Raw genomic sequence first — 21,948 nt, forward strand, 5'->3', positions numbered from 1 at the left:
CCGCATCGGCCATCCAGACCACCGGCATCCCCCGCAGAAGGAGACCCCCATGACCGACACCCGCATCGTCGACAAGACCATCGAGCCCCTCACCGACGAGGCCTTCGCGCCGTTCGGCGTCGTGCTGCACAGCCTCGAGGACGGCACGCCGTGCACGCCGCAGGAGGCCTCGCTCGACCTCGCCGAGGGCGCTCCGCGCTTCTACCTCATGCGCCTCGAGGACAAGCCCCCGACCTTCACGGGCATCACGCGCCACCGCCGCACGACGCAGACGCTGCTGAGCGCCGACGCCCGCGAGTGGATCATCGCGGTCGCGCCGGCGACCGACGGCGCCCCCGACCTCGACGCGGTGCGCGCGTTCACGGTTCCCGCGGGCGTGGCGATCACGATGGCGAAGGGCACCTGGCACTCGGGCCCGTTCTTCGAGGGCGACGCGATGAGCTTCGTCAACCTCGAGCTCGAGGACACCAACATCGTCGACCACGACACCTACCGGCTCGACCGCGAGCTCGGCGTGCGCGTCAACCTTCATGTCGCCTGATACCTCCGCGGCGACGAGCCGTCTCGGCGCGCTCGAACGCCGCGTGCGCGCCGAGCAGGCGCTCGGCGACACGGGCGTCGAGCCGTGGGCCCGCGCGACGGATGCCGGTGCGCACACCGTCGTCATCGTCGGCGCCGGCCAGGCGGGCCTCGTCGTCGCGGCGGGCCTGCGCAGCAAGGGCGTCGCCGACGTGCTCGTCGTCGACGCCGGCGAGGAGGGAGGGGCCGGGCCCTGGCCCACGTTCGCGCGCATGCGCACGCTGCGCACGCCCAAGCGCGTCGCCTGGCCCGCGTGGGGCGTTCCCGCCGCGAGCCCGCAGGCGTGGTTCCGCGCCGTGCACGGCGACGACGCGTGGGACGGGCTCGAGCAGTTCCCCACCGCCGCGTGGCACGCCTTCCTGGAGTGGTACCGTCGCACCCTCGACCTGCCCGTGCGCTTCGGCACGACCGTGCGCCGCATCGCAGAGGCCCCCGACGGGCGGCTCGACGTGACGCTCGACGAACGCGGCGCCGCCCGGGTCGTGCGCGCCGACCGCGTCGTGCTCGCCACCGGCATCGAGGGCGCCGGCGGCATCCGCGTGCCCGGCGGCCTGTTCGACGGGCTGCCCCGCGCGCTGTGGGCGCACACGCACGAGCCGATCGACTTCGCCCGCCTGCGCGGCGCGCGCATCGGCGTGCTCGGCGGCGGCACGGGCGCGTTCGACAACGCCGCGACGGCGCTCGAGGCCGGGGCGCGCAGCGTGACCGTGCACATGCGCCGCCCCGCGATGCCCGACGTGAGCCCGTACCGGTGGATGGAGTTCCCCGGCATCCTCGAGCACTACGCGGCGTTCGACGACGACCAGAAGTGGCGGTTCAACGAGCACCTCACCGCGATCGACCAGCCCGCGACGCAGGGCGCCGTCTGGCGCGCGTACGCGTGGCCGGGGTTCGAGTTCCGCACGTCGTCGGCGTGGCTGAGCGCCGAGGCGCGGGACGGCGGCGTCGAGGTGCAGACGACGCGCGGACCCGAGCGCTACGACTTCGTCATCGCCGCCACGGGCATCGCCGTCGACCTCGCGATGCGCCCCGAGCTCGCGACGCTCGAGCCGCGCATCGCGCGCTGGCGCGACCGCTACCGCCCCGCGGAGCCGACCCGCCACCCCGAGCTGCTCGACTATCCCTACCTCGGCGACGACTTCGCGCTGCAGCCCGTCGACGGATCGCCCGCGTCGGCCCTGCGCCGCGTGCACCTGTTCAACCACGGCGCGCGGATGAGCCTCGGCGTGCTGTCGCACCAGATCTCGGGCCTGCTCGGCGGCGCCGAGCGCGTCGTGCGCGGCGTCGTGGCCGGCCTCGTGCGCGATCGCTCCGACGCCCTGCTGCGCAGCTATCTCGACTACGACACGCCCGTCGGCGTGCAGCTCGGGCCGCGGCCCGGGGAGCGCACGGCCGGCGTGCCGGCCGAGGCGCCCATCGTGGCGCCCGCGGCGGCGCCCGCGGTGGCGCCCGCGGAGAGGATGAGCGCGTGACCCCGTCGATCGCGATCAACGTCATGCCCTACGACACGCGGCACGTGCTCGAGCGCGCGCAGCACGCGGATGCCGCGGGCATCGGCCGCATCGTGCTGCCCGACTCGGGGGCGCGCACGCGCGACCCGTGGACGATCCTCGGCGCCGCGGCGATCACCACGTCGTCGCTGCGGCTCGGCATGATCACCAACCCGCTCACGCGGAGGCCCGAGGTCACCGCCGAGGCCCTCCGCACGCTCGACGACCTGAGCGGCGGGCGCGGCTTCGTCGTCATGGCCGTCGGCGGCGCCGTGCAGCTGGCGAGCATGGGCGTCGACCAGAGGGCCGGCGTGCGGCAGCTCGTCGCATCGCTGCAGACCATCCGCGAACGGCATCCGTCGGCCGAGGTCTGGGTCGCGACGAAGGGCCCGCGCACGATCGACGCGGTCGGGGCCCTCGCCGACGGCATCCTGCTCTCCGGCATCCCCCTGCCGCTCGTCGGCGGGCTCGCCGCGAGCGTGCGGGCGCACGAGGGCCTGCGCGCGATCCTCACCCTGCACCACTTCTTCGACGCTCCGTCGCGGCGGGACTCCGCCGAGCGCCTCGTGTACGAGATCACCAACATGCGCCCCGAGTACGCCGCGGCCGGCGGCGTGGACCTCGCGCTGCAGGATGCCGTGCTGCACGCGCTGCGCCGGCACGGGGCGGTCGAGGCCGGCGCCGTCATCCCCGACGAGGTGCTGCGCCGGTTCTACCTGGACGCCCCGGCCGACGGCATCCTCGACGTCGCGGCACGGCTCGCGAACGCGCACGGCCTCGACGGCATGGTGCTGCCCGAGCGATCGTTCTTCCCGGCATGACCGGGTCGCCGTTCGTCGCCGCGTGGCTGCACTCGCAGGACGTCGACGCCTGGTGGGGGCGCGCGCACGACCTCGGGCGGCGGGCCGTCGAGCGCGAGCTCGGCGATGCCGTCGAGACGCTCAGCTTCGCGGGGCTCGGCGAGGACCGCCGCTGGTGGGACGCCGCCGAGCGGCTCGCGACCGACGGCGTCGACGCCCTCGTCGTGTGCGACACGGCGGTGCAGCCGATGGTCGACGAGCTCGTGCGGCGCTTTCCCGGCACGACGGTGCTGCACTCGCAGGGCACCGGATCGGGTCCGCGCCTCACGACGTTCCGCGCCGCGCGCGATCAGCACGCGTTCGTCTCGGGCATGATCGCCGGCGGCTGCACGCGCAGCGGGGTGATCGGCGCGGTCGAGGGCGTCAGGTCGCCGCACGACCTCGTCTACACGAACGCGTGGGCGCTCGGCGCCGCACGGGTGCGCCCCGACATCCGCATCGTGAGCAGCTGGGTCGGCTCCTACCGGGCGCCCGATCAGCACGACCGCGAGCGCGCCGCGGTGCAGGGCCTCGTCGCGGCGGGCGCCGACGTGATCGGCGGCAACCTCACCGAGAACCCCGCGGCCGTCGTCGCGGCGCTGCAGGAGGGCGCGTGGGTGAGCGCCCACGACGAGCGGCACGTCGCCTGGCCGGGCGTGCTCGACGCCGCCTATCTCGACTGGGCGCCGTTCTACGTCGAGGCGCTGCGCCGCCTGTGCGCGGGCGAGAGGCTGCCCGTCCGCTGCTACCTGCGCGCGCACGACGGCGTGGTGCGCAACGCCGTCGGCGACGTCGCGCCGCCCAAGATCGCGGCCGCCGCGCTGGAGTGCGTGCGGGCCGTCGTGTCGGGCGGCATCTGGCCCGACACGCTCCGCGACGAGCACGGCGTCACGCACGAGCTGCCGCCGGGGTTCCCGCCGGGGCACACGCCCCGCTGGGACGAGATGTCGGCCCGCGAGCAGTACCTCAACTCCCCCGCGCTCGACTGGCTCACCGACGCGTTCGTCCCCCGTGCCGGAGCCGGGGCGTAGCGCCCCCGGCGAGGGTGCTCATTGTCAGCGCGAGGGTGCTAGTTATCTCCGCGAGGGTGCCGGTTGTCTCCGCGAGGGTGCTCATTGTTGACGCGAGGGTGCCCGTTATCTCCGCGAGGGTGCCTGCGCAGGCACCCTCGCGAGGACAAGTAGCACCCTCGCGGGAAGAAGTGGCACCCTCGCGGGAGGGGTGGGGCTCAGCGGTGCTCGGCGCTGAGCACCTTCACGATCACGCCGCGGCGACGCAGCTCGGCGAGCGTACGGGTCTCCTCCTCAACATCGCGACCGAGGGCGTGCTTGTCGGCGACGACGACCACGTCGCCCGAGCCGAGGTGCCCGAACAGGCGCGTGAGGCGCTCCTCCCAGCTCTCGCCCGTCTCGGGGGCGGGATGCCGGAATCCCTCGATCGGCACGCCGAACTGCGCGAGCGCGTCGCGCTGCTCGATGATGCTGGGCATGTCGTCGCGCGCGACCACCAGGCCCACGAGCCGTGACCCCGCGGGTCGCGCTGCCCACCAGTGCTCGCGGGACACGATGATCGGCACGGCCGCGGTCTCGGTCGGCAGGGCGACCGATTCGGCGTAGTCTGCGGGGCTGCGGTCGGCGGCATCGTCCGTCATGCCCCACATTCTTCCAGCACAACCCCGCCCGCGCCGCCCCCCACTCCGCAGCCCGTCGCGAGATGGTGGGTTTCTCGCCGATACGGTGAGCTCCCCGCCGTCCGGCCGACCCGCGCCCCTCTCGCCGGACCCGCCCCTTCCGTCGCGAGACGGTGGGTTTCTCGTCGAGACGGTGGGGGCCTGCTCGGCGAGAAACCCACCATCTCGACGCAGAAGGCACCATCTCAGCGCAGAACCCACCATCTCGGCGAGAAACCCACCGTTTCGGCGCCGCCCCGCGGCCCCGCCGACCCGCGGTCCCGCCAGGCCCCGCGGGGCTAGGCGCCGTCGCGGCGGAGCTGCAGGCTGAGCTGCTCGGCGTCGAGGGAGGCGAGGGCGTGGCGCAGCGCCTCGCTCGAATAGGCGCCGCCGTGGGAGACCTCGATGAGCCGGGCGCGCATCGCGTCGAGCACGACGAACCGCAGGTCGACGAGCTCGCGCGCCGCGGTCGTCGCGTCATCATCGTCGGGCGGATCGGCGAGCCGCAGCCCCGCCTTGTGCAGCGTCTCAGGCGCGAAGGGCGCGCCCTCGGGGCCGACGAGCCCCGGCGTGTGCAGCACGCTCACCGCCGCGGCACGCAGCTCGGCGTCCAGTCGCTGCGCCTCGCCCGCGCGGGCGACGTCGTCGACGGATGCCGGGATCCGCAGCATCCGGATCACCCACGGCACCGTCAGCCCCTGGATCAGCAGGCTCCCCACCGCGACGAAGAACGCGACCAGGATGAGCAGCTCGCGCGCGGGCGTGTCACGCGGCAGGGTCTGCGCCGCGGCGAGCGTCACGACGCCGCGCATGCCGGCCCACACGATGATCGTGCCGTGCTTCCAGCCGAGCGGCGACGACTGGTAGTAGTCGAGGTCGTTGAAGGCGCGCGCGAGCCGCGTCGACATGCGCTCGCGCACCCGCTCCGCGCGCTCGGGATCGTGCGCGCGCTCGGGCTCGAACGATCCGAGCCGCTCCTCGAAGGCGCTGAGCCGCTCGCGCTTGTCGGGATGCTGATTGCGGCTCTGCATCGCGACGATGAACGACACGTACACCGCACGCACGAGGAGCACGATCGCGAGCGCCACGGCGGCGAGCCCGAGTGCCGTGCCGACGCCGCCGTGCGCCTCCAGGTTGTCGGACACGAGCGCGCGCAGCTCGAGCCCCATGATGAGGAACACCGCGCCCTCGAGCACCGTCTCGATCGTGCGCCAGTTCAGCTCGTCCGACACGCGCTGCTCGGGGGTGAGCCGGCGCGGCGCGCCCTGGCCCATCACGATGCCCGCGACGACGGCGGCGACGAGCCCCGATCCGCCCAGGTGCTCGGTCGGCAGGTAGGCCGCGAACGGCACGACGAAGCCGAGCGCCGTGCTGCCCGCGGCGGCCCGGATGAGCGCGCGCAGCCGCAGCGCGAGGTAGCCGACGATCGCGCCGACGATGACGGCCGCGACCACGCCCCACGCGAACGACCCGACCGTGCCCCAGAACGAGAAGCCCGCCGCAGCGGCGGCGACCGCGCTGCGCAGCAGCACGAGCGAGGTCGCGTCGTTGAGCAGGCTCTCGCCCTCCAGCATCGTGACGACGCGCGGCGCGATGCCGAGCCTCTTGATGATCGAGGTCGCCACGGCATCCGTCGGCGACAGGATGGCGCCGAGCGCGACCGCCATCGCGAAGCCGAGCCCCGGGATGACGAGCGTGAAGAACCAGCCGAGCAGCAGCGCCGTGCCCACGACGAGCACGACCGCGAGACCCGAGATCGGCACGAAGTCGCGCCGGAACTCGATCGCGGGCAGCCGCACCGCGGCGGCGTACAGCAGCGGGGGCAGCACGCCGACGAGGATCAGCTCGGGGTCGATCTCGAACGGGGGCAGGAAGAGGGATGCCACGAGCCCGAACGCCACGAGCAGCAGGGGCCCCGCGATGCCCAGCCAGCGCGAGAGCATCGTGGTCGTCGCGATGACGACCACCCCGATCACGATCGGCGCGAGCTCTTCCACTGTCCGGTTATATCAGGTGGGCCGGTCGGCGAGGGCCTACAGCACCCCGAGCTCGCGCACGGCGTCGCGTTCGGCGATGAGCTCGGCGACCGACGCGTCGATGCGGGCGCGGGCCCGGTCGTCGATGTCGAGGCCCTCGACGATGCGGTATCCCGAGCCGTCGCTCGTGACGGGGAACGACGAGACGAGCCCTTCGGGCACGCCGTACTCGCCGTGCGAGACGACGGCCGCCGAGGTCCAGCCCTCGCCCGTGCCGAGCACGCTGTCGCGGATGTGCGACACGGCGGCGTTGGCCGCGGATGCCGCGGACGACGAGCCGCGCACCTCGATGATCTCCGCGCCGCGCTTCGCGACGCGGGGCACGAACTCGTCGTCGAGCCACGCCGACGCGGCCTCGATGCCGCCGAGGCGATCGGCGAGCGCGTCGAACACGGCCTGGCCGTGCACGGTCGCGTGCGACACGTCGGGGAACTGCGTGGCGGAGTGGTTGCCCCACACCGCGACGCCCGAGATCGCCGTGACGGGCGTCTCGAGGACCGCCGCGAGCTGCCCGATCGCGCGGTCGTGGTCGAGCCGCGTGAGCGCGGTGAACCGCTCGGGCGGCAGGCCCGAGGCGCTCGCGGCGATCAGCGCGTTGGTGTTGGCGGGGTTGCCCACGACGAGCACGCGCACGTCGTCGGCCGCGACCTCGCCGATCGCACGGCCCTGCGGCCCGAAGATGCCGGCGTTCGCCGCGAGCAGGTCGCCGCGCTCCATGCCGGCCGAGCGCGGACGCGCGCCGACGAGCAGCGCGATGTTCGCGCCGGCGAAGGCGACGGCGGGGTCGTCGGTCACCTCCACGTCGGCGAGCAGCGGAAAGGCGCAGTCCTGCAGCTCGAGCGCGGCGCCCTCGGCGCTCTTCACGCCCTGCGGGATCTCCAGCAGGCGCAGGCGCACGGGACGGTCGGCGCCGAGCATGGCTCCCTCGGCGATGCGGAACAGCAGGGCGTAGCCGATCTGGCCGCCCGCTCCGGTGACGGTGACGGTGGTGGCATCCATGGATCGAGCCTAGGCGGATTCCCCGACACGGCCCAGGGCGTGGGCCGGGGAATAACAATCGGCACGTCACGACGGCGAACGGGCGACGCGGGAGATACGGTTCTCGCATGACGTTCAACCCCAACGCCGATGTGCGCGGCAGCTCCGCCAAGCGCCGCGGACGCAACGCCGCCATCGCCGGCGGCGGTGTCGTCGGCCTCGGCGCCATCGCCGTGCTGCTGCTCAATCTGTTCACGGGCCAGGACTTCTCCGGCCTCCTCGGCGGCGGGGGCGACAGCGCCCCGGCGCCGGGCGCGCAGGGCGAGACCGTGCAGAACTGCGAGACGGGCCAGGATGCCAACACCGACGACGCCTGCCGCCTCGCGGCCACGCAGCTGGTGCTCGACGCCTATTGGGACGACCGCGTGGAGGGCTATCGCGCGCCCGGATTCGTGATCGTCGACGGCGCGACGTCGTCGCCGTGCGGCACGGCGTCCAACGCCACGGGTCCCTTCTACTGCCCCGCCGACGAGACCGTCTACATCGACCCCACGTTCTTCGGCCTGCTGCAGCAGCAGTTCGGCGCCGAGGCCGGGTCGCTCGCCCAGATGTACGTGCTCGCGCACGAGTGGGGCCACCACATCCAGCACATCACGGGCGTCATGGACGCGCACCCGAACAACGGCACGGGCCCCGAGAGCAACGGCGTGCGCATGGAGCTGCAGGCCGACTGCTATGCGGGCGCGTGGGTCGCGAGTGCCGCGAACGAGAAGGACCGCAACGGCGTGACGTTCCTGCAGCCGCCCACCGAGGCGCAGCTGCGCGACGCCCTGAACGCCGCCGCGACGGTCGGCGACGACCACATCCAGGCGCAGTCGGGGCGCGTGAACCCCGAGAGCTGGACCCACGGGTCGAGCGAGCAGCGTCAGCGCTGGTTCGCGACCGGCTATTCGTACGACCTGCAGCAGTGCGACACGTTCGCCGTCGCGGGGAGGGACCTGTGAGCATGAAGCACCTCGACGACATCCTGTACCCGAAGATCAAGCCCTACGAGAAGGGCGAGCTGATCGTCGGCGAGGGCAACCGGCTGTACTGGGAGCAGTCGGGCAACCCCGAGGGCAAGCCGGTCGTGTTCCTGCACGGCGGGCCGGGCGGCGGCACGTCGCCGTGGCACCGGCGCTTCTTCGACCCCGAGGTGTACCGCATCATCCTCTTCGACCAGCGCGGCTGCGGCCGATCGACCCCGCACGCGAGCGCGCCCGACGCCGACCTGCGCCACAACACGACGTGGCACCTCGTCGCCGACATCGAGCTGCTGCGCCGCAACCTCGGCATCGACCGGTGGATGGTGTTCGGCGGGTCGTGGGGATCGGCGCTCGCCCTCGCCTACGCGCAGACGCACCCGGATGCCGTGAGCGAGATCGTGCTGCGCGGCATCTTCACGCTGCGCCGCCACGAGCTGGAGTGGTTCTACGAGGGCGGCGCGCAGGCGCTCTTCCCCGACCTGTGGGAGGCGTACCTCGAGCCGATCCCGCCCGCCGAGCGGGGGCGGCTCATCGAGGCCTATCACCGGCGGCTCTCCGACCCCGACCCCGAGGTGCACGTGCCGGCGGGTCTCGCGTGGACCACGTGGGAGGCGGCGACGATCACTCTGCGGCGCGACGAGTCGACGGTCGAGGCGATGACCTCTCCCGAGACGGCGGTCGCGTTCGCGCGCATCGAGAACCACTACTTCCTGCACGGCGGCTGGTTCCGCGAGGGGCAGCTGATCGAGGACGTCGGCGCGATCCGCGACATCCCGGCCGTCATCGTGCAGGGTCGCTACGACGTGTGCACGCCCACGATGACCGCGTGGGACCTGCACCGCGCGTGGCCCGAGGCCGACTTCGTCGTCGTGCCGGATGCCGGTCATGCCGCGAGCGAGCCCGGCATCGCCCGCGCGCTGCGCGACGCGACCGACCGCTTCCGGTAGCCGGCGCGCTCAGCGCTCGCGGGCGGCGGCGCGGCGGATCGCCTTCTCGGTCTCGACGACGATCGGGACCACCAGGGCGAGGCCGAGCGACAGCAGCCATTCGCCGCCCGTGAGCGACACCGTGCCGAGCAGCCGCTGCGCGACGTCGAGCTCCACGGCGAGCACGGTCACCACGGCGGGGATCGCGAGCAGCCTCGCGGCTCCGGCGATGGGCGCCACGAGGCCCGAGCCGGGGTCGCGGCGGATCGTGAGGCCGCCGAGGATCGCGCCGAACGACGCGACGACGAACGCCATCGTGACGGGCACGCTCGGCTCGGCGCCGTGCAGGTCGCCGCCCCGCACGAGCAGCGGCACGAGCGTCGTGAGGAACATCGCCGTGCCGTAGACGAGCCACTGCACGACGGCGGCGGGCCGCGCGATCGTCACCTTCGGGTCGCGCGGCGGCCTCGACATGATGTCGTCGGGCACGGGGTCGAGCATGATGACGAGCAGCGGGAACGCGGTCGTGAAGAAGTTGAGGAACAGCACCATGAGCGGCGTGAGCGGCACGCCGTCGTTGATCGAGAACACGCTCGCCGCGAGGAACAGCAGCACGAGCGAGAACAGCAGCGACATCTGGAACCGCACGTAGGCGACGATCTTCTCGTAGATCGCGCGGCCGAGCCGGATCGCGGTGACGAGCGTGCCGAAGTTGTCGTCGGTGAGGATCATGTTCCCCGCCTGCTTGGTCACCTCGCTGCCCGAGCCCATCGCGACGCCGATGTCGGCCTGCTTGAGCGCGGCGGCGTCGTTGACGGCGTCCCCGGTCATCGCGACGATGTCGCCCTGCTCCTGCATGAGGCGCGCGAGACGCAGCTTGTCCTCGGGCGTCACGCGACCGAAGACGTGGATGCCGGGGAGCGCGGCCCGCAGCTCGTCGTCGCTCATCGCCTGGATCTGCGCGCCGCTCGCCGCGCCCGGCCCGAGGCCGAGCTGCGCGCCGATCGCCGACGCGGTCACCGCGTGGTCGCCCGTGATCATCCGCACCTCGATGCCCGCCTCGTGCGCGATGCGCACGGCCTCGACCGACGACGGCCGCAGCGGGTCGATGATGCCGACGAGTCCCGTGAACACGAGGTCCTCGACGGTCGACATGGGGTCGGCCGCGACCCGCGTCCCGAGCTCGTCGACGTCGCGGTACGCGAACGCGAGCACGCGCAGGCCCTGCTCCGACAGCGAGCGGTTCGCCTCCTCGATCCGCTCGCGCGCCTGCGCGATCGGCACGACCTCGCCGCCGGCCGTGAGGGCGCGGTCGCAGCGGGCGAGCACGACGTCGGGGCCGCCCTTGACCGCCGCGAGCAGGCGCTCCCGCCCGCGCTCCCCGCCCCAGGGCACGCGGTGGAACGTCGCCATGAACTTGTACGCGGAGTCGAACGGCACCTCCGCGACGCGCGGGTAGGTGCGCCGCGTCAGCTCGGCGTCGGCGCCGATCTTGGCGGCGAGCACGACGAGCGCCGCCTCGGTCGGGTCGCCGACGACGGCGCCGGCATCCGACACGGTCGCGTCGCTGCACAGGCACAGCCCGTAGGCGAGGGCGGTGAAGTCGGGGGCCGGGGCGCCGGCGACGCCGCGCAGCTCGCCCGTCTTGGCGTATCCGCCGCCGCTCACGGTGAACCACTCGTCGCGGAAGTACAGGCTCTGCACCGTCATCTCGTTGAGGGTGAGCGTCCCCGTCTTGTCGGAGTTGATCGCGCTCGTCGCGCCGAGCGTCTCGACGTCGGCGAGGTTCTTGACGATCGCCCGGTGGTCGGCGAGCTGCTTCGACCCGTGCGAGAGCATGCCCTGCACGAAGGTGGGCATGCCGGTGGGGATCGCCGAGATCGCCATCGACACGGCCACCAGGATGACGGATGCCAGCTCCTGCCCGCGCAGCAGCCCGAGCACGACGATGATGCCGACGGCGCTCCATGCGACGATGCCGAGCACGCGGGTGAGGGCGCCCAGCTCGCGCTGCAGCGGCGACTTCCCGGGCACGACGGCCGACAGCATCGACGCGATGCGGCCCATCTGCGTCGCCATGCCCGTCTCGGTGACGATCATCGTCGCAGTGCCGCGGGTGACCTGCGTGTTCTGGAACACCATGGCGGTCTGGTCGCCGAGCGCCGTGTCCGGGTCGGCGAGCGGCGCGGGATCCTTCGCGATGGGGGCGCTCTCCCCGGTGAGCGCGGCCTCCTGGGTCTCCAGCGTCGCCGAGCGCAGCAGGCGCCCGTCGGCGGGCACGAGATCGCCCGCCTCGAGCGAGACGATGTCGCCGGGCACGAGATCGACCGCGGGCACCGCGAGCTGGGTGCCGTCGCGCACGACGCGCGCCCGGGGGATCTGCAGCTTCGCGAGGGCGTCGACGGATGCCTGGGCCTTGAGCTCCTGCCGCGTGCCGAGCACGACGTTGAGGATCACGAGGGTGCCGACGAGCACGCCGACCGGGGTCTGATCGATGAAGAAGCTGATCACCGCGACGGCCACGAGCATGATGTTCATGGGGTCGGCGAGCTGCTTCAGCGCCAGCTGCCAGACCGACGGCGCGGGCTCGGCGGCGATCGCGTTGGGACCGTGGGATGCCAGCCGTGCCGCCGCCTCGGCCGACGTGAGGCCGTTCTGCGGGTCGCCGCCGAGTGCGGCGACGACGGCGTCGGCGTCCTGAGTGAACCACGCGGCGTCGGTCATGGCGCTCCCATCCGGGCGCCGCGTCGGCTCCGTGCGGCCGTGCCCACTCGAACCCTATCGGCCGCCTCCGCGGCCCCGGAAGGGTTCTCGGAGGGGTTCTCGGAGGCGCGCCCGGCGGCGCGCCCGGACCGCGCTCACCGGTCGCGCAGCAGCGCCGCCGCGACCTCGCCGATCACCATCGCCGGGGCGTGCGTGTGGCCGCGGACGACGGTCGGCATGACGGAAGCGTCGGCGACCCGCAGCCCGCGCACGCCGCGCACGCGCAGCTCGGGATCGACGACGGATGCCGCATCGTCGCCCATGCGGGCCGTGCCGACCGGGTGGTACAGGGTGTGCGAGTACCGTCGCATCGACCTCTCCACGCGCTCGTCGGCGGTCATCGACGCGCCGCCCTCGGGCTGGATCCATCCGCCCGTGGTGAGGGCGCGCAGCGCCGGGGTCGCGAGCAGCCGCTCGCACTCGTGCAGCCCGGCGCGCAGCGTGCGCGCGTCGATCCCGTCGGGGTCGCTGAGGTAGCCGGGGTCGATCAGCGCGGCCTGCCGCGGGTCGGCCGACTCCAGCCGCACCGTGCCCCGGCTGCGCGGGCGCAGCAGGATCGCACCCACGGTGATGCCCTCGCCCGGCGCCGGCACGAGCCCCTCCCCCACGTAGGGCACGGGCGCGAAGATGATCTCGACGTCGGGCAGCCCCTCGGGCGTGCCGCCGTCGTCCGCGGCATCCGTGCGCACGAACCCGTACGCCTCGGCGACGTTCGACGTGAGCATGCCGCGGCGGCGCGAGAGGTACTGCGCGAGCTGGGCGGGCGACTGCGCGCCGAAGAGCGTGCCGCCCTTCGCGGCCGGGGCGAGGCCCGCGACGAGGTGGTCCTGCAGGTTCTCGCCGACCCCGGGGCTGTCGACGACGACGGGGATGCCGTGCTCCCGCAGGTGCACCGCCGGTCCGACGCCGCTCAGCATGAGCAGCTGGGGGGTGTTGATCGCGCCGCCGCACAGGACGATCTCGCGCCGCGCCCGCGCGTGGCGCGTGATGCCGTCGATCTCCACGTAGACGCCGGTCGCGCGGGGCGGATCGTCGCGCATCCCGTCGCCGGCGTCGAACGTGATGCGACGCACGAACGCTCCGGTCACGACGCGGAGGTTGCGGCGGCCGCGTGCGGGACGCAGGTATGAGTCGGCCGTCGACGCCCGCGCACCGCGGTGCTGGATGACCATCGTCTGCGAGAAGCCCTGACCCTCCGGGAGGTTCGGGGGCGTCACCTCGTGGCCCGCCTGGCGCGCCGCCTCGAGGAACGCGGCGGTGTGCGGACGGGGATCGCGCTGGCGCTCGACGGGCTGGGCGCCCGCCGTGCCGTGCGTCCAGTGGGCGGCGCCCTGCACCCGCTCGACCTTGGCGAAGTACGGGACGAGCGACTCCCACGACCAGGCCGGGCCGGCCGCCGTCGCCCACTCGTCGTAGTCGGCCGCGAAGCCGCGCACCCACATCATGGCGTTGAGCGACGACGAGCCCCCGAGCGTGCGCCCGCGCGGCCAGTACACCGTGCGCCCCTCGAGGGCGGGCTGCGGCACGGTGTCGTAGCCCCAGTCGTAGGGGCCGCGGAACAGCTGGGAGAACGCCGCCGGAACATGCAGCTGGAGGGCCCGGTCGGGCGGGCCCGCCTCGAGCAGCACGACGCTCACGCGCGGGTCCTCGCTCAGCCGCGCCGCAAGCACGGCGCCCGCCGAGCCCGCGCCCACGACGATGTAGTCGGCATCGAGCTCGTGGGTCCGCGGGGTCTTCCCGCGCCGCGCCGCCCGCCGCGCGCGGCTCATGCGCCGAACGCCTTCACGAGCGTGACCGCCAGGCGAGGCCAGTCGCGGTCCGCGCGGAACCTCGTGAAGCCCTCGCACACGACGGCCGCCGTGCGCGAGGTCACGAACCACGGCGGCTTCGGCAGCACCGTGAACTCCCTGCCGGTGCGGAGGATCGAGGCCAGCGCGCGGGGGAACGGGCGGAACGGGCCGCGCACGACGGTGCGCTCCACGTCGTCGAGCAGCAGCGCGTTGTGCACGACGCCGATGCCGCTCGGGGCATGCTCCAGCGTGCCGCCCGGGAACGCGCCCCACGTCGCGGTGGGCGTGAGGAAGCCGAAGGCGGTCCACGCGTTGACGGCGATCGTGCCGTAGCGCAGGTCGGCGAGCGCACGCTCGAACCCCATGCCGAGAACGGAATGCGTCTTCGGGTCGATCAGGACGTTGGCGCCGAGCGTGCCGGTCAGCTCGTCGTTCGCGTATGCGACGGCGGCGTCGAGGAACTCCTGCCCCGTCCCGCGCAGCTCGACGACCCCGAGCACGGGGGCGAAGTACTCCGTCGTCTCCAGCGCGGCCGCGTCGCCGGCCGACGTGCGCACGAGAGCGCGTGTGCCGTCGCCGCACCACGCGGCATCCGGATACGCGTCGCGCGCGGCGGCGAGCCTGTCGTCGCTGTGCGGATACCACACCGGTCTGCCCGGCGCGCGGTCGTAGGCGGCGCGCAGCTCGTGCAGGAAGTCGTCCCGCTGGGGCCAGTCGGCGCTGAGGATCACGATCTGGCCCGCGATGCAGTTGTGCCCGCTGTTGTGCAGGCGCATCGTGACGACGTGCTCGGCCTGGTAGCGCAGGTCGGCGCGGCTCCAGCGGCCGGGCACGACGATGATCGGCGACACCCCGCCGAGCTCGGCCGTGATCGGGGCCTGCAGCTGCGGACGGTTCTCCTGCCGCCGGCGCGTCGCCTCGTCGCCGGCGCCCCACACGATCGTCTCGAAGGTCGCCTCGGAGCCCGTGATGTGCACGTGGTCGATCGCCTGATGCCGGGTGAGGTATGCACCGACGTCGCCGCCGCCGCGCACGATGCGCAGGACGCCCATCGTGAGCAGCGGCGCGAGCGCGCGCTCGAACACGGGCACGAGCGCGTCCTGCGTCGGGTTGACCTTGAGCAGCACGGTGCGGGCTCCGGCGAGCAGCTCGTAGAGCACGTCGAGCACCGGGATCGACGTGATGTTGCCCGCCCCGAGCACGAGCCCGATGCCGCCCGCCTCGCCGGGCGTGCGCTGCGCGAGCCCCGCGCGATCCCGCGCGTCGGCCGCGCTGACGCCGGGGCGCAGCCACACCTCGGTCGTGAAGCCCGAGAGCAGCAGGCCGTCCACGGCGTCGAGGGGCGAGGTGTGCACGACCGTGCGGTCGCCGGGGGCGTCTCCGAAGCGGACGGATGCCAGAGGGCTCTGGCCCCTCGTGAGCCTGTCGAGCGTGTCGGCGTAGGCGTCCAGCGTGACGAGCACGGCGTAGGGGCCCGAGAGCCACTCCTCGCCGCGCAGGGGGTGCGTCGGGTCGAGGCCCTTCGACGTCGCGGCGACGTCGGCCCACTCCTCGATGACGCCGACCGTCGCGGCGCGCACGCGCCGCAGCAGCGTGGCGCGCTGGCCGAGGGTCAGGAGGCTCCACGCGCGCGAGCCCGCACGGAGGGCGGCGATGTCGGCATCCAGCGCCTCGCGCACGGCGACCGGCAGCTCGGGCCCGGGCGGCGCAGGCTCGGGCGGCGCGGACTCGGGCGGCGCGGGGCTGGTCTTCGAGGCGGGCTTCGCGGTCGACGTCACGGCACTCTCCTTCGGGTGGGACGCGTTCAGCATACGAGTGACACCCGGTGTCACGGAACGCCCGGTGCCGTAACTCCTCCGATCCGTGCGCGCCGACTCGTTCTCGGCGGCTTCCGGCCGTTCGCCGGCCCGAATCGGAGGAGTTCGGACGCGCCCGCGCGCGGGCGCGTCTCAGATGAGGTTCAGCTCGCGCAGCTTGGCCTCGACGTCCTCGTTCGTGGGCTCCACGTGGTGCGTCGCATCGGGGTACACGACGACGGGGATGTTGGTGCGCCCCGAGATCTCGCGTGCGACGTCGGCGGCCGACGGATCGGCCTCGAGGTCGACGTAGGTGTACTCGACGCCCAGTCCGTCGAGCTGTGCCTTCGTGCGGCGGCAGTCGCGGCACCATTCGGCGCCGAACATCGTCAGGTTCTGCTGGCTCATGTATCCAGGCTACGGCCCGCGGCGCGCACCGGCTCCGGCGCGGCCGTCGTCGCGGCACGGCGCTTCCTGGGACCGTAGACGACGAGCGCATGGAAGAGGAACCGCGCGATGAACGCGACGAGCAGGGTGAGCGCCGCGGCGAACACGCTCGGGAAGTGCGCGCCCTCGACGAGCACCCACAGCACGGGGATGCGCACGATCGCCTCGATGTTGTTGAACGCGAACGACTTCACGAACCGGTCGCGCATGCGCCCCGAGTCGTCGCGCATGTCGGCGAACACGAGGTACTCGAGCAGCAGGAAGTTGCCCACGATCGTGATCTCGCTCGCGATGAGCGCCGCGGGGATGTAGTCGAAGCCGAGCCGGATCAGCCCCCACATGATCACCAGGTTCGCGATCGCGCCGGCGCCGCCGACGAGCGCGAACGCCGACATGCGGCCGAACCGCAGCATCGTGAGCTGCGTGAGGAAGCGCACGCCCTGCGTGAGCGACGCCTTCGACAGGCCCGCGTGCCGCGCGGCGAAGTCGAACGGCACCTCGGCGACCCGCAGCTGCCGGCGCGCGAGGATCTCCAGCAGGATCTTGAAGCCGCGCGGCCGCAACGACTCGATGTCGACGGCGTCGGTGTCGAGCAGGAAGAACCCCGTCATGGGGTCGGTGCAGGCCGCGAGCTTGCGCGGGAACATCGCCTTCGTGAGCATCGTCGACAGCCGGGACACGGTCGTGCGGGTGACGTCGGCGAGCCCGTTCGCGGTGCCGCCCGAGACGTAGCGCGACGCGACGACGACGTCCACGTCGCCCGCTGCGGCGCGCTCCCGCAGCCGGGGGATGTCCTCGGGGGGATGCTGCAGATCGCCGTCCATCACGAGACACCAGCGGGCGCGGGCGGCGCGGAAGCCCTCGACGACGGCGCCGCCGAGACCCGCGACCGGCTCGTCGCGGTGGATCAGACGCACCGGAAAGCCGGTGGCGGCCGCCTCCCGCGCGATGATGCCGGGGGTGTCGTCGGTGGAGTCGTCGACGAAGATCACCTCGAACGCGGTGCCGGCGAGCTGCGCCCCGATGCGCTCGAGCAGTTCGGCGATGTTCGGTCCCTCGTTGAAGGTCGGAACGATGACGGACAACTCCATCGGGCAGTGCTACTTTCGCGCGGCGGCCGGGGACCGTCTCACCCTATCGGCGCAAGCTATGCCTGCCCTCTGATTCGCCTGCCTGTGGACAACCCCCACCCGGTACCGTGGACGGATGCAGCCGACCGTGAGAATGGATGCCGGGGTGACCGCGTGAGCGCGCGGCAGACCGCGGCATCCTTCCCCTTCGACGCCCGCGCGCTCACCGACCCGGTCGACCGCGCGACCGTCAAGGCGCATCGCGAGCGGCTGCGTCGCGAGGGCCGGCTGCCGCAGAGCTCGTCGATCTCGGCGGTGCTGTCCATCGTGCTGCTCGTGATCGTCGGCATGGTGTTCGGCGGCACGGCCCTCATGATGCTCGCGGGCGTCGTCACGTCGGCGGCGCAGGGCCACGCCGTGCCCTGGCCGATGTGGATCATGGTCGTCGTGCCGGGCCTCGTCGCACTCGGCGTGCTCGCGGTGGCGTGGTTCACGGTCTTCGGCAACCGCACGGCCGAGCGCCGGTATCGGCTCGACGCCTTCGCGCGGGCGAACAGCATGGAATGGCACGCGGTGTCCGCCAACCCGCCCCTGCCCGGCATGATCTTCGGACTCGGCAGCGACCGCAAGGCGCTCGACGTCGTGCGCGGGCATCAGCCGCGGTTCGTCGAGTTCGGCAACCACCGCTACACCGTGAGCTCGGGCAAGAACTCGACGACGTACCACTGGGGATACGTCGCGGTGAAGCTGTCGTCGCCGCTGCCGCACATCGTGCTCGACGCGAGGAGCAACAACTCGTTCTTCGGCTCCAATCTGCCGGCCGTGTTCCACAAGGACCAGGTGCTGAGCCTGGAGGGCGACTTCGACCGGTACTTCACGCTGTACTGTCCGCGCGAGTACGAGCGCGACGCGCTGTACCTGTTCACGCCCGACATCATGGCGCGCTTCATCGACAACGCCGCGGCGCTCGACGTCGAGGTCGTCGACGACTGGATGTTCCTCTACGCCAAGCGTGACTTCTCCACCCTCGACCCGGTGACGTGGGCGTGGCTGTTCTCGGTGGTGGGCGCCTTTCTGGACAAGTTCGCGCAGTGGGAGCGCTGGCGCGACGAGCGGCTCGCGCACCGGGCATCCCTGCCGCCCGCCGCGCCGTCGAGACCGGCGGTCGCGGGGGCGGCGCCGCACGCAGCGGGGGCGGCACCGCACGACACGCTCCCGTTCGCCGCGCCCGTCGCACCCCTGCGACCGCCGCCCGGCGTCGCCCGGCAGGGGCGGCGCCTGCAGCGCGGCATCCCCTGGCCCGCGATCGTCATCGCCGTGATCGGCATCCTGCTGGCCTTCTTCGGCAACAGCATCGGCATCCTCGACGTGATCTTCCGCCGCTGACGGGCGCGGATGCGCTTCAACCGCGGCAATGTGCGGGTGCGTGTCGCCAGCACCCGCACTTCGCCGCGGTTCAACCCCGCCGACCGAGTGCTCACGGCGGGGGCGGGCTCCCACACCCGCTGACACCCGCTGATCGAGTGCTCGCGGCGGAGCCGCGAGTGTATCGAGATCCCTCCCACGGGCCGCTACACGGGTTTCGATACGCCCGCTGCGCGGGCTACTCAACCAGCGGGGCGGGGTGCGCAACCGCGGCGGCTACCCAACCAGCGGGGAGGCGGGCTCCCTCACCACCCCGCCGACCGAGTGCTCGCGGCAGGGGCGGGCTCCCTCACCACCCCGCTGATCGAGTGCTCGCGGCGGAGCCGCGAGTGTATCGAGATCCTTCCCATGGGCCGCTACACGGGTTTCGATACGCCCGCTCCGCGGGCTACTCAACCAGCGGGGAGGGGTGCGCGACCGCGGCGGCTACCCAACCGGCGGGGCGGGGTGCGGCGCGCTAGGCTTAGAGGCTTGCGCGCCACTGGGCGCGGCGGGCGGCCTGCTCGACGGGGTCGGGCACGGGCAGCGACGCGATGAGCCGGCGGGTGTAGTCGTCGGCGGGGGCGCCGAGCACGCGGGCCGTGGGCCCCTGCTCGGCGACACTGCCGCGGTGCAGCACCACGATGCGGTGCGCGAGCATGTCGACCACCGCGAGATCGTGCGTGATGAACAGCGTCGCGAAGCCGAACCGCTCCTGCAGCTCACCGAACAGCTCCAGCACGCGCGCCTGCACCGACACGTCGAGCGCGCTCGTCGGCTCGTCGGCGATGAGCAGCTTCGGCTCCAGCGCGATGCCGCGGGCCAGCGAGGCGCGCTGACGCTGCCCGCCCGAGAGCTCGTGCGGAAAACGGTCGCCGAACGCGCGGGGCAGCTGCACCGCCTCGAGCAGCTCGTCGACGCGCGGACGGGCGTCGGCGGCATCCTTCGCCACGCCGTGCACGATGAGGGGCTCCGCGACGCACTGCGCGATCGTCAGCAACGGATTGAAGCTCGTGGCGGGGTCCTGGAAGACGAAGCCGATGTCGCGGCGCAGCGGCCGGAAGTCGCGCTCGCGCACGCCGCGCATCTCGGTGCCGAGCACGCGCAGCGAGCCGCCGGCGACGGGCGTGAGACCCGCGATCGCGCGGCCGATCGTCGTCTTGCCCGACCCGCTCTCGCCCACGAGGCCCAGCACCTCGCCGGGCGCGATCGTGAAGTCGACGCCGTCCACCGCGCGGAAGCCGGAACGGCCCAGCCGCCCCGCGTACTCGATCACGAGCCCGTCGGCGACGACCACGGGCTCCGCACCGGCCGCCGGAGCCTCGCGCTCGACGAGCTGCACGCGCGGCACCGCGGCGAGCAGCCGCCGCGTGTAGTCGTTCCTCGGGTGCGCGAACAGCTCGCGCACGGGCGCGGTCTCGACGATCTCGCCCTCGTACATCACCGCGACGCGGTCGGCGAGGTCGGCGACGACGCCCATGTTGTGCGTGATGAGCACGATCGCCGTGCCCGTCTCGTCGCGCAGGCGCCGCAGCAGGTCGAGGATCTCGGCCTGCACGGTCACGTCGAGCGCAGTCGTCGGCTCGTCGGCGATGATGACCGCCGGCCGCAGCGCGAGCGCCATCGCGATGACGATGCGCTGCTTCTGTCCGCCCGAGAACTGATGCGGGAAGTCGTCGACGCGGCGCTCGGGCTCGGGGATGCCGACGCGTCCGAGCATCTCGATCGCGCGCGCCCGGGCATCCTTCCTCGACACGCCGCCGTGCGCGCGCAGGCCCTCGGCGAGCTGCCAGCCCACCGTGTAGACGGGGTTGAGCGCCGTCGACGGCTCCTGGAAGATCATCGCGGCCTTCGTGCCGCGGATGCGGCGCAGACCCGCGGCATCCAACGTCACGACATCGGTGCCCTCGAGCACGACCGCGCCGCGCACGAGCGCCGTCTCGGGCAGCAGGCCCAGGATCGAGCGCGCGGTCACGGTCTTGCCGCTGCCCGACTCGCCGACCACGGCCAGCACCTCGCCGCGCCGCACGTCGAGGTTCACGCCGCGCACCGCGCGCACGTCGCCGCCGTCGGTCGCGAAGGTGACGTTCAGGTCGCGGATGTCGACCGCGCGGGCGTCGGTCTCGCTCATCACTGCACCTCTCCCGGGATGGCCGCCGCCTCGGCCACAGCCGCGTCGGCGGGCGTCTGCGCCTTCGCCCGGCGCCGCGCGCGCAGACGCGGATCGGCCAGGTCGTTGAGGCTCTCGCCGATGAGCGTGATGCCGAGCACCGCCAGCACGATCGCGAGGCCGGGCGGGATCGCCGTCCACCAGATGCCGGCCGCGACGTCGCTGATCGACTTGTTGAGGTCGAAGCCCCACTCGGCGGCCGCCGTCGGCTCGATGCCGAAGCCGAGGAAGCCGAGGGCGGCGAGGGTCGCGATCGCCTCCGAAGCGTTGAGCGTGACGATGAGCGGCAGCGTGCGCGTCGAGTTGCGCAGCACGTGCCGGAACATGATGCGCGGCGTCGAGGCGCCGATCACCTTCGCCGACTCGACGAACGCCTCGGCCTTGACCCGCACGACCTCGGCGCGCACGACGCGGAAGTACTGCGGCACGAACACGACGGTGATCGACACGGCCGCCGCGAAGACGCCCGGCCACAGGCCCGACTGCCCCCCGCTGATCGCGATCGCGGCGACGATCGCCAGCAGCAGCGTGGGGAACGCGTAGATCGCGTCGGCGACGACGACGAGCACGCGGTCGACCCAGCCGCCGAGGTAGCCCGAGACGAGGCCGAGCAGGATGCCGAGGAACACCGACAGCACGAGGGCGACGACGATCACCATGAGCGCTGTCTGGGCGCCCCAGATGACGCGCGAGAGCACGTCGTAGCCGCCGACGGTCGTGCCGAGCAGGTGCGCGGCGCTCGGCGCCTGCTGCGCGCCGAAGTTGCCCTCCGGCCCGCGCAGCTGGTTGTAGCCGTAGGGGGCGAGCAGCGGTGCGAAGATCGCGCTCACCAGGAAGACGCCGGTGAGCACGAGGCCCGCGACGAGCATGCCGCGCTGCAGTCCCACGCTCTGCCGGAACTGGTGCACCACGGGCAGCCGGCCCCACAGGCTCGGCTTCCGCGACGTGGTCTCGGTGGAGGCCATG

17 protein-coding genes are annotated in these 21,948 nt (G+C 73.2%); 7 read left to right on the plus strand and 10 right to left on the minus strand.

The annotated features are described in order from the left end of the window. The first annotated feature begins 49 nt into the window (after window positions 1-49). Genes AOA12_RS20920 through AOA12_RS20935 form a run of 4 tightly spaced genes read left to right on the plus strand, consistent with a single transcriptional unit; the run spans window position 50 to window position 3,939 of the window. Window positions 50-541, plus strand: coding sequence for an ureidoglycolate lyase (locus tag AOA12_RS20920; RefSeq protein WP_054686673.1), 492 nt, complete (start codon window positions 50-52; stop codon window positions 539-541). Beyond that, window positions 531-2,051 (plus strand): NAD(P)-binding domain-containing protein, encoded by a 1,521-nt coding sequence (locus tag AOA12_RS20925; RefSeq protein WP_054686674.1) that lies wholly within the window; start codon window positions 531-533, stop codon window positions 2,049-2,051. The genes AOA12_RS20920 and AOA12_RS20925 overlap by 11 nt, the downstream gene beginning before the upstream one ends. Then, window positions 2,048-2,890, plus strand: a complete 843-nt coding sequence (locus AOA12_RS20930; RefSeq protein ID WP_054686675.1) for an LLM class flavin-dependent oxidoreductase — start codon at window positions 2,048-2,050, stop codon at window positions 2,888-2,890. Before AOA12_RS20925 ends, AOA12_RS20930 begins: the two co-directional genes overlap by 4 nt. After that, a complete protein-coding gene (locus tag AOA12_RS20935) occupies window positions 2,887-3,939 on the plus strand; it encodes a BMP family ABC transporter substrate-binding protein (RefSeq protein ID WP_054686676.1) in 1,053 nt (350 codons plus the stop codon). Before AOA12_RS20930 ends, AOA12_RS20935 begins: the two co-directional genes overlap by 4 nt. Before the next feature lie 197 nt (window positions 3,940-4,136). Here the strand turns inward: AOA12_RS20935 and AOA12_RS20940 are convergent, their stop codons facing one another. From AOA12_RS20940 to AOA12_RS20950, 3 genes are all read right to left on the minus strand, one after another. Then, window positions 4,137-4,559 carry a recombinase family protein gene (locus tag AOA12_RS20940; RefSeq protein ID WP_054687299.1) on the minus strand — a complete coding sequence of 141 codons (423 nt, stop codon included), beginning with the start codon at window positions 4,557-4,559 and terminating at the stop codon, window positions 4,137-4,139. A gap of 317 nt (window positions 4,560-4,876) precedes the next feature. After that, window positions 4,877-6,574, minus strand: a complete 1,698-nt coding sequence (locus AOA12_RS20945) for a cation:proton antiporter (protein ID WP_054686677.1) — start codon at window positions 6,572-6,574, stop codon at window positions 4,877-4,879. Window positions 6,575-6,610: 36 nt separating this feature from the next. Continuing rightward, a complete protein-coding gene (locus tag AOA12_RS20950; RefSeq protein ID WP_054686678.1) occupies window positions 6,611-7,612 on the minus strand; it encodes a malate dehydrogenase in 1,002 nt (333 codons plus the stop codon). Window positions 7,613-7,719: 107 nt separating this feature from the next. On the opposite strand from AOA12_RS20950, the gene ypfJ reads away from it, so the two are divergent. Both ypfJ and pip read left to right on the plus strand, forming a co-directional pair. Continuing rightward, window positions 7,720-8,595 (plus strand): KPN_02809 family neutral zinc metallopeptidase, encoded by an 876-nt coding sequence (gene ypfJ, locus AOA12_RS20955; protein WP_054686679.1) that lies wholly within the window; start codon window positions 7,720-7,722, stop codon window positions 8,593-8,595. Between the two features lie 2 nt (window positions 8,596-8,597). Next, complete coding sequence (gene pip, locus AOA12_RS20960; RefSeq protein ID WP_054686680.1) at window positions 8,598-9,563, plus strand: prolyl aminopeptidase; 966 nt, start codon at window positions 8,598-8,600, stop codon at window positions 9,561-9,563. Between the two features lie 9 nt (window positions 9,564-9,572). Here the strand turns inward: pip and AOA12_RS20965 are convergent, their stop codons facing one another. From AOA12_RS20965 to AOA12_RS20985, 5 genes are all read right to left on the minus strand, one after another. Next, window positions 9,573-12,266 (minus strand): cation-translocating P-type ATPase, encoded by a 2,694-nt coding sequence (locus AOA12_RS20965; protein WP_054686681.1) that lies wholly within the window; start codon window positions 12,264-12,266, stop codon window positions 9,573-9,575. A gap of 134 nt (window positions 12,267-12,400) precedes the next feature. Further along, window positions 12,401-14,074 carry a GMC family oxidoreductase gene (locus AOA12_RS20970; RefSeq protein WP_054686682.1) on the minus strand — a complete coding sequence of 558 codons (1,674 nt, stop codon included), beginning with the start codon at window positions 14,072-14,074 and terminating at the stop codon, window positions 12,401-12,403. After that, window positions 14,071-15,873, minus strand: coding sequence for an aldehyde dehydrogenase family protein (locus AOA12_RS20975; protein WP_231637146.1), 1,803 nt, complete (start codon window positions 15,871-15,873; stop codon window positions 14,071-14,073). The genes AOA12_RS20970 and AOA12_RS20975 overlap by 4 nt, the downstream gene beginning before the upstream one ends. 171 nt (window positions 15,874-16,044) lie before the next feature. Continuing rightward, entirely contained in the window at window positions 16,045-16,299 is a 255-nt protein-coding gene (locus AOA12_RS20980) for a glutaredoxin family protein (RefSeq protein ID WP_054686683.1), read from the minus strand. Next, window positions 16,296-17,429, minus strand: a complete 1,134-nt coding sequence (locus tag AOA12_RS20985) for a glycosyltransferase (RefSeq protein WP_054686684.1) — start codon at window positions 17,427-17,429, stop codon at window positions 16,296-16,298. Before AOA12_RS20985 ends, AOA12_RS20980 begins: the two co-directional genes overlap by 4 nt. 153 nt (window positions 17,430-17,582) lie before the next feature. Between AOA12_RS20985 and AOA12_RS20990 the strand changes: the two genes are divergently transcribed. Beyond that, window positions 17,583-18,794 (plus strand): hypothetical protein, encoded by a 1,212-nt coding sequence (locus AOA12_RS20990; protein ID WP_054686685.1) that lies wholly within the window; start codon window positions 17,583-17,585, stop codon window positions 18,792-18,794. Window positions 18,795-19,296: 502 nt separating this feature from the next. On the opposite strand, the gene AOA12_RS20995 is transcribed toward AOA12_RS20990, so the two are convergent. Both AOA12_RS20995 and AOA12_RS21000 read right to left on the minus strand, forming a co-directional pair. Then, on the minus strand, window positions 19,297-20,943 hold the full coding sequence (locus AOA12_RS20995) for an ABC transporter ATP-binding protein (protein WP_054686686.1): 1,647 nt from the start codon (window positions 20,941-20,943) through the stop codon (window positions 19,297-19,299). Beyond that, window positions 20,943-21,947: an ABC transporter permease gene (locus AOA12_RS21000; protein WP_054686687.1), complete on the minus strand. Its 1,005-nt coding sequence runs from the start codon at window positions 21,945-21,947 to the stop codon at window positions 20,943-20,945. Before AOA12_RS21000 ends, AOA12_RS20995 begins: the two co-directional genes overlap by 1 nt. Window position 21,948 lies beyond the last annotated feature (1 nt).

It is taken from the genome of Microbacterium sp. No. 7 (genome assembly GCF_001314225.1).
Lineage (GTDB): Bacteria > Actinomycetota > Actinomycetes > Actinomycetales > Microbacteriaceae > Microbacterium.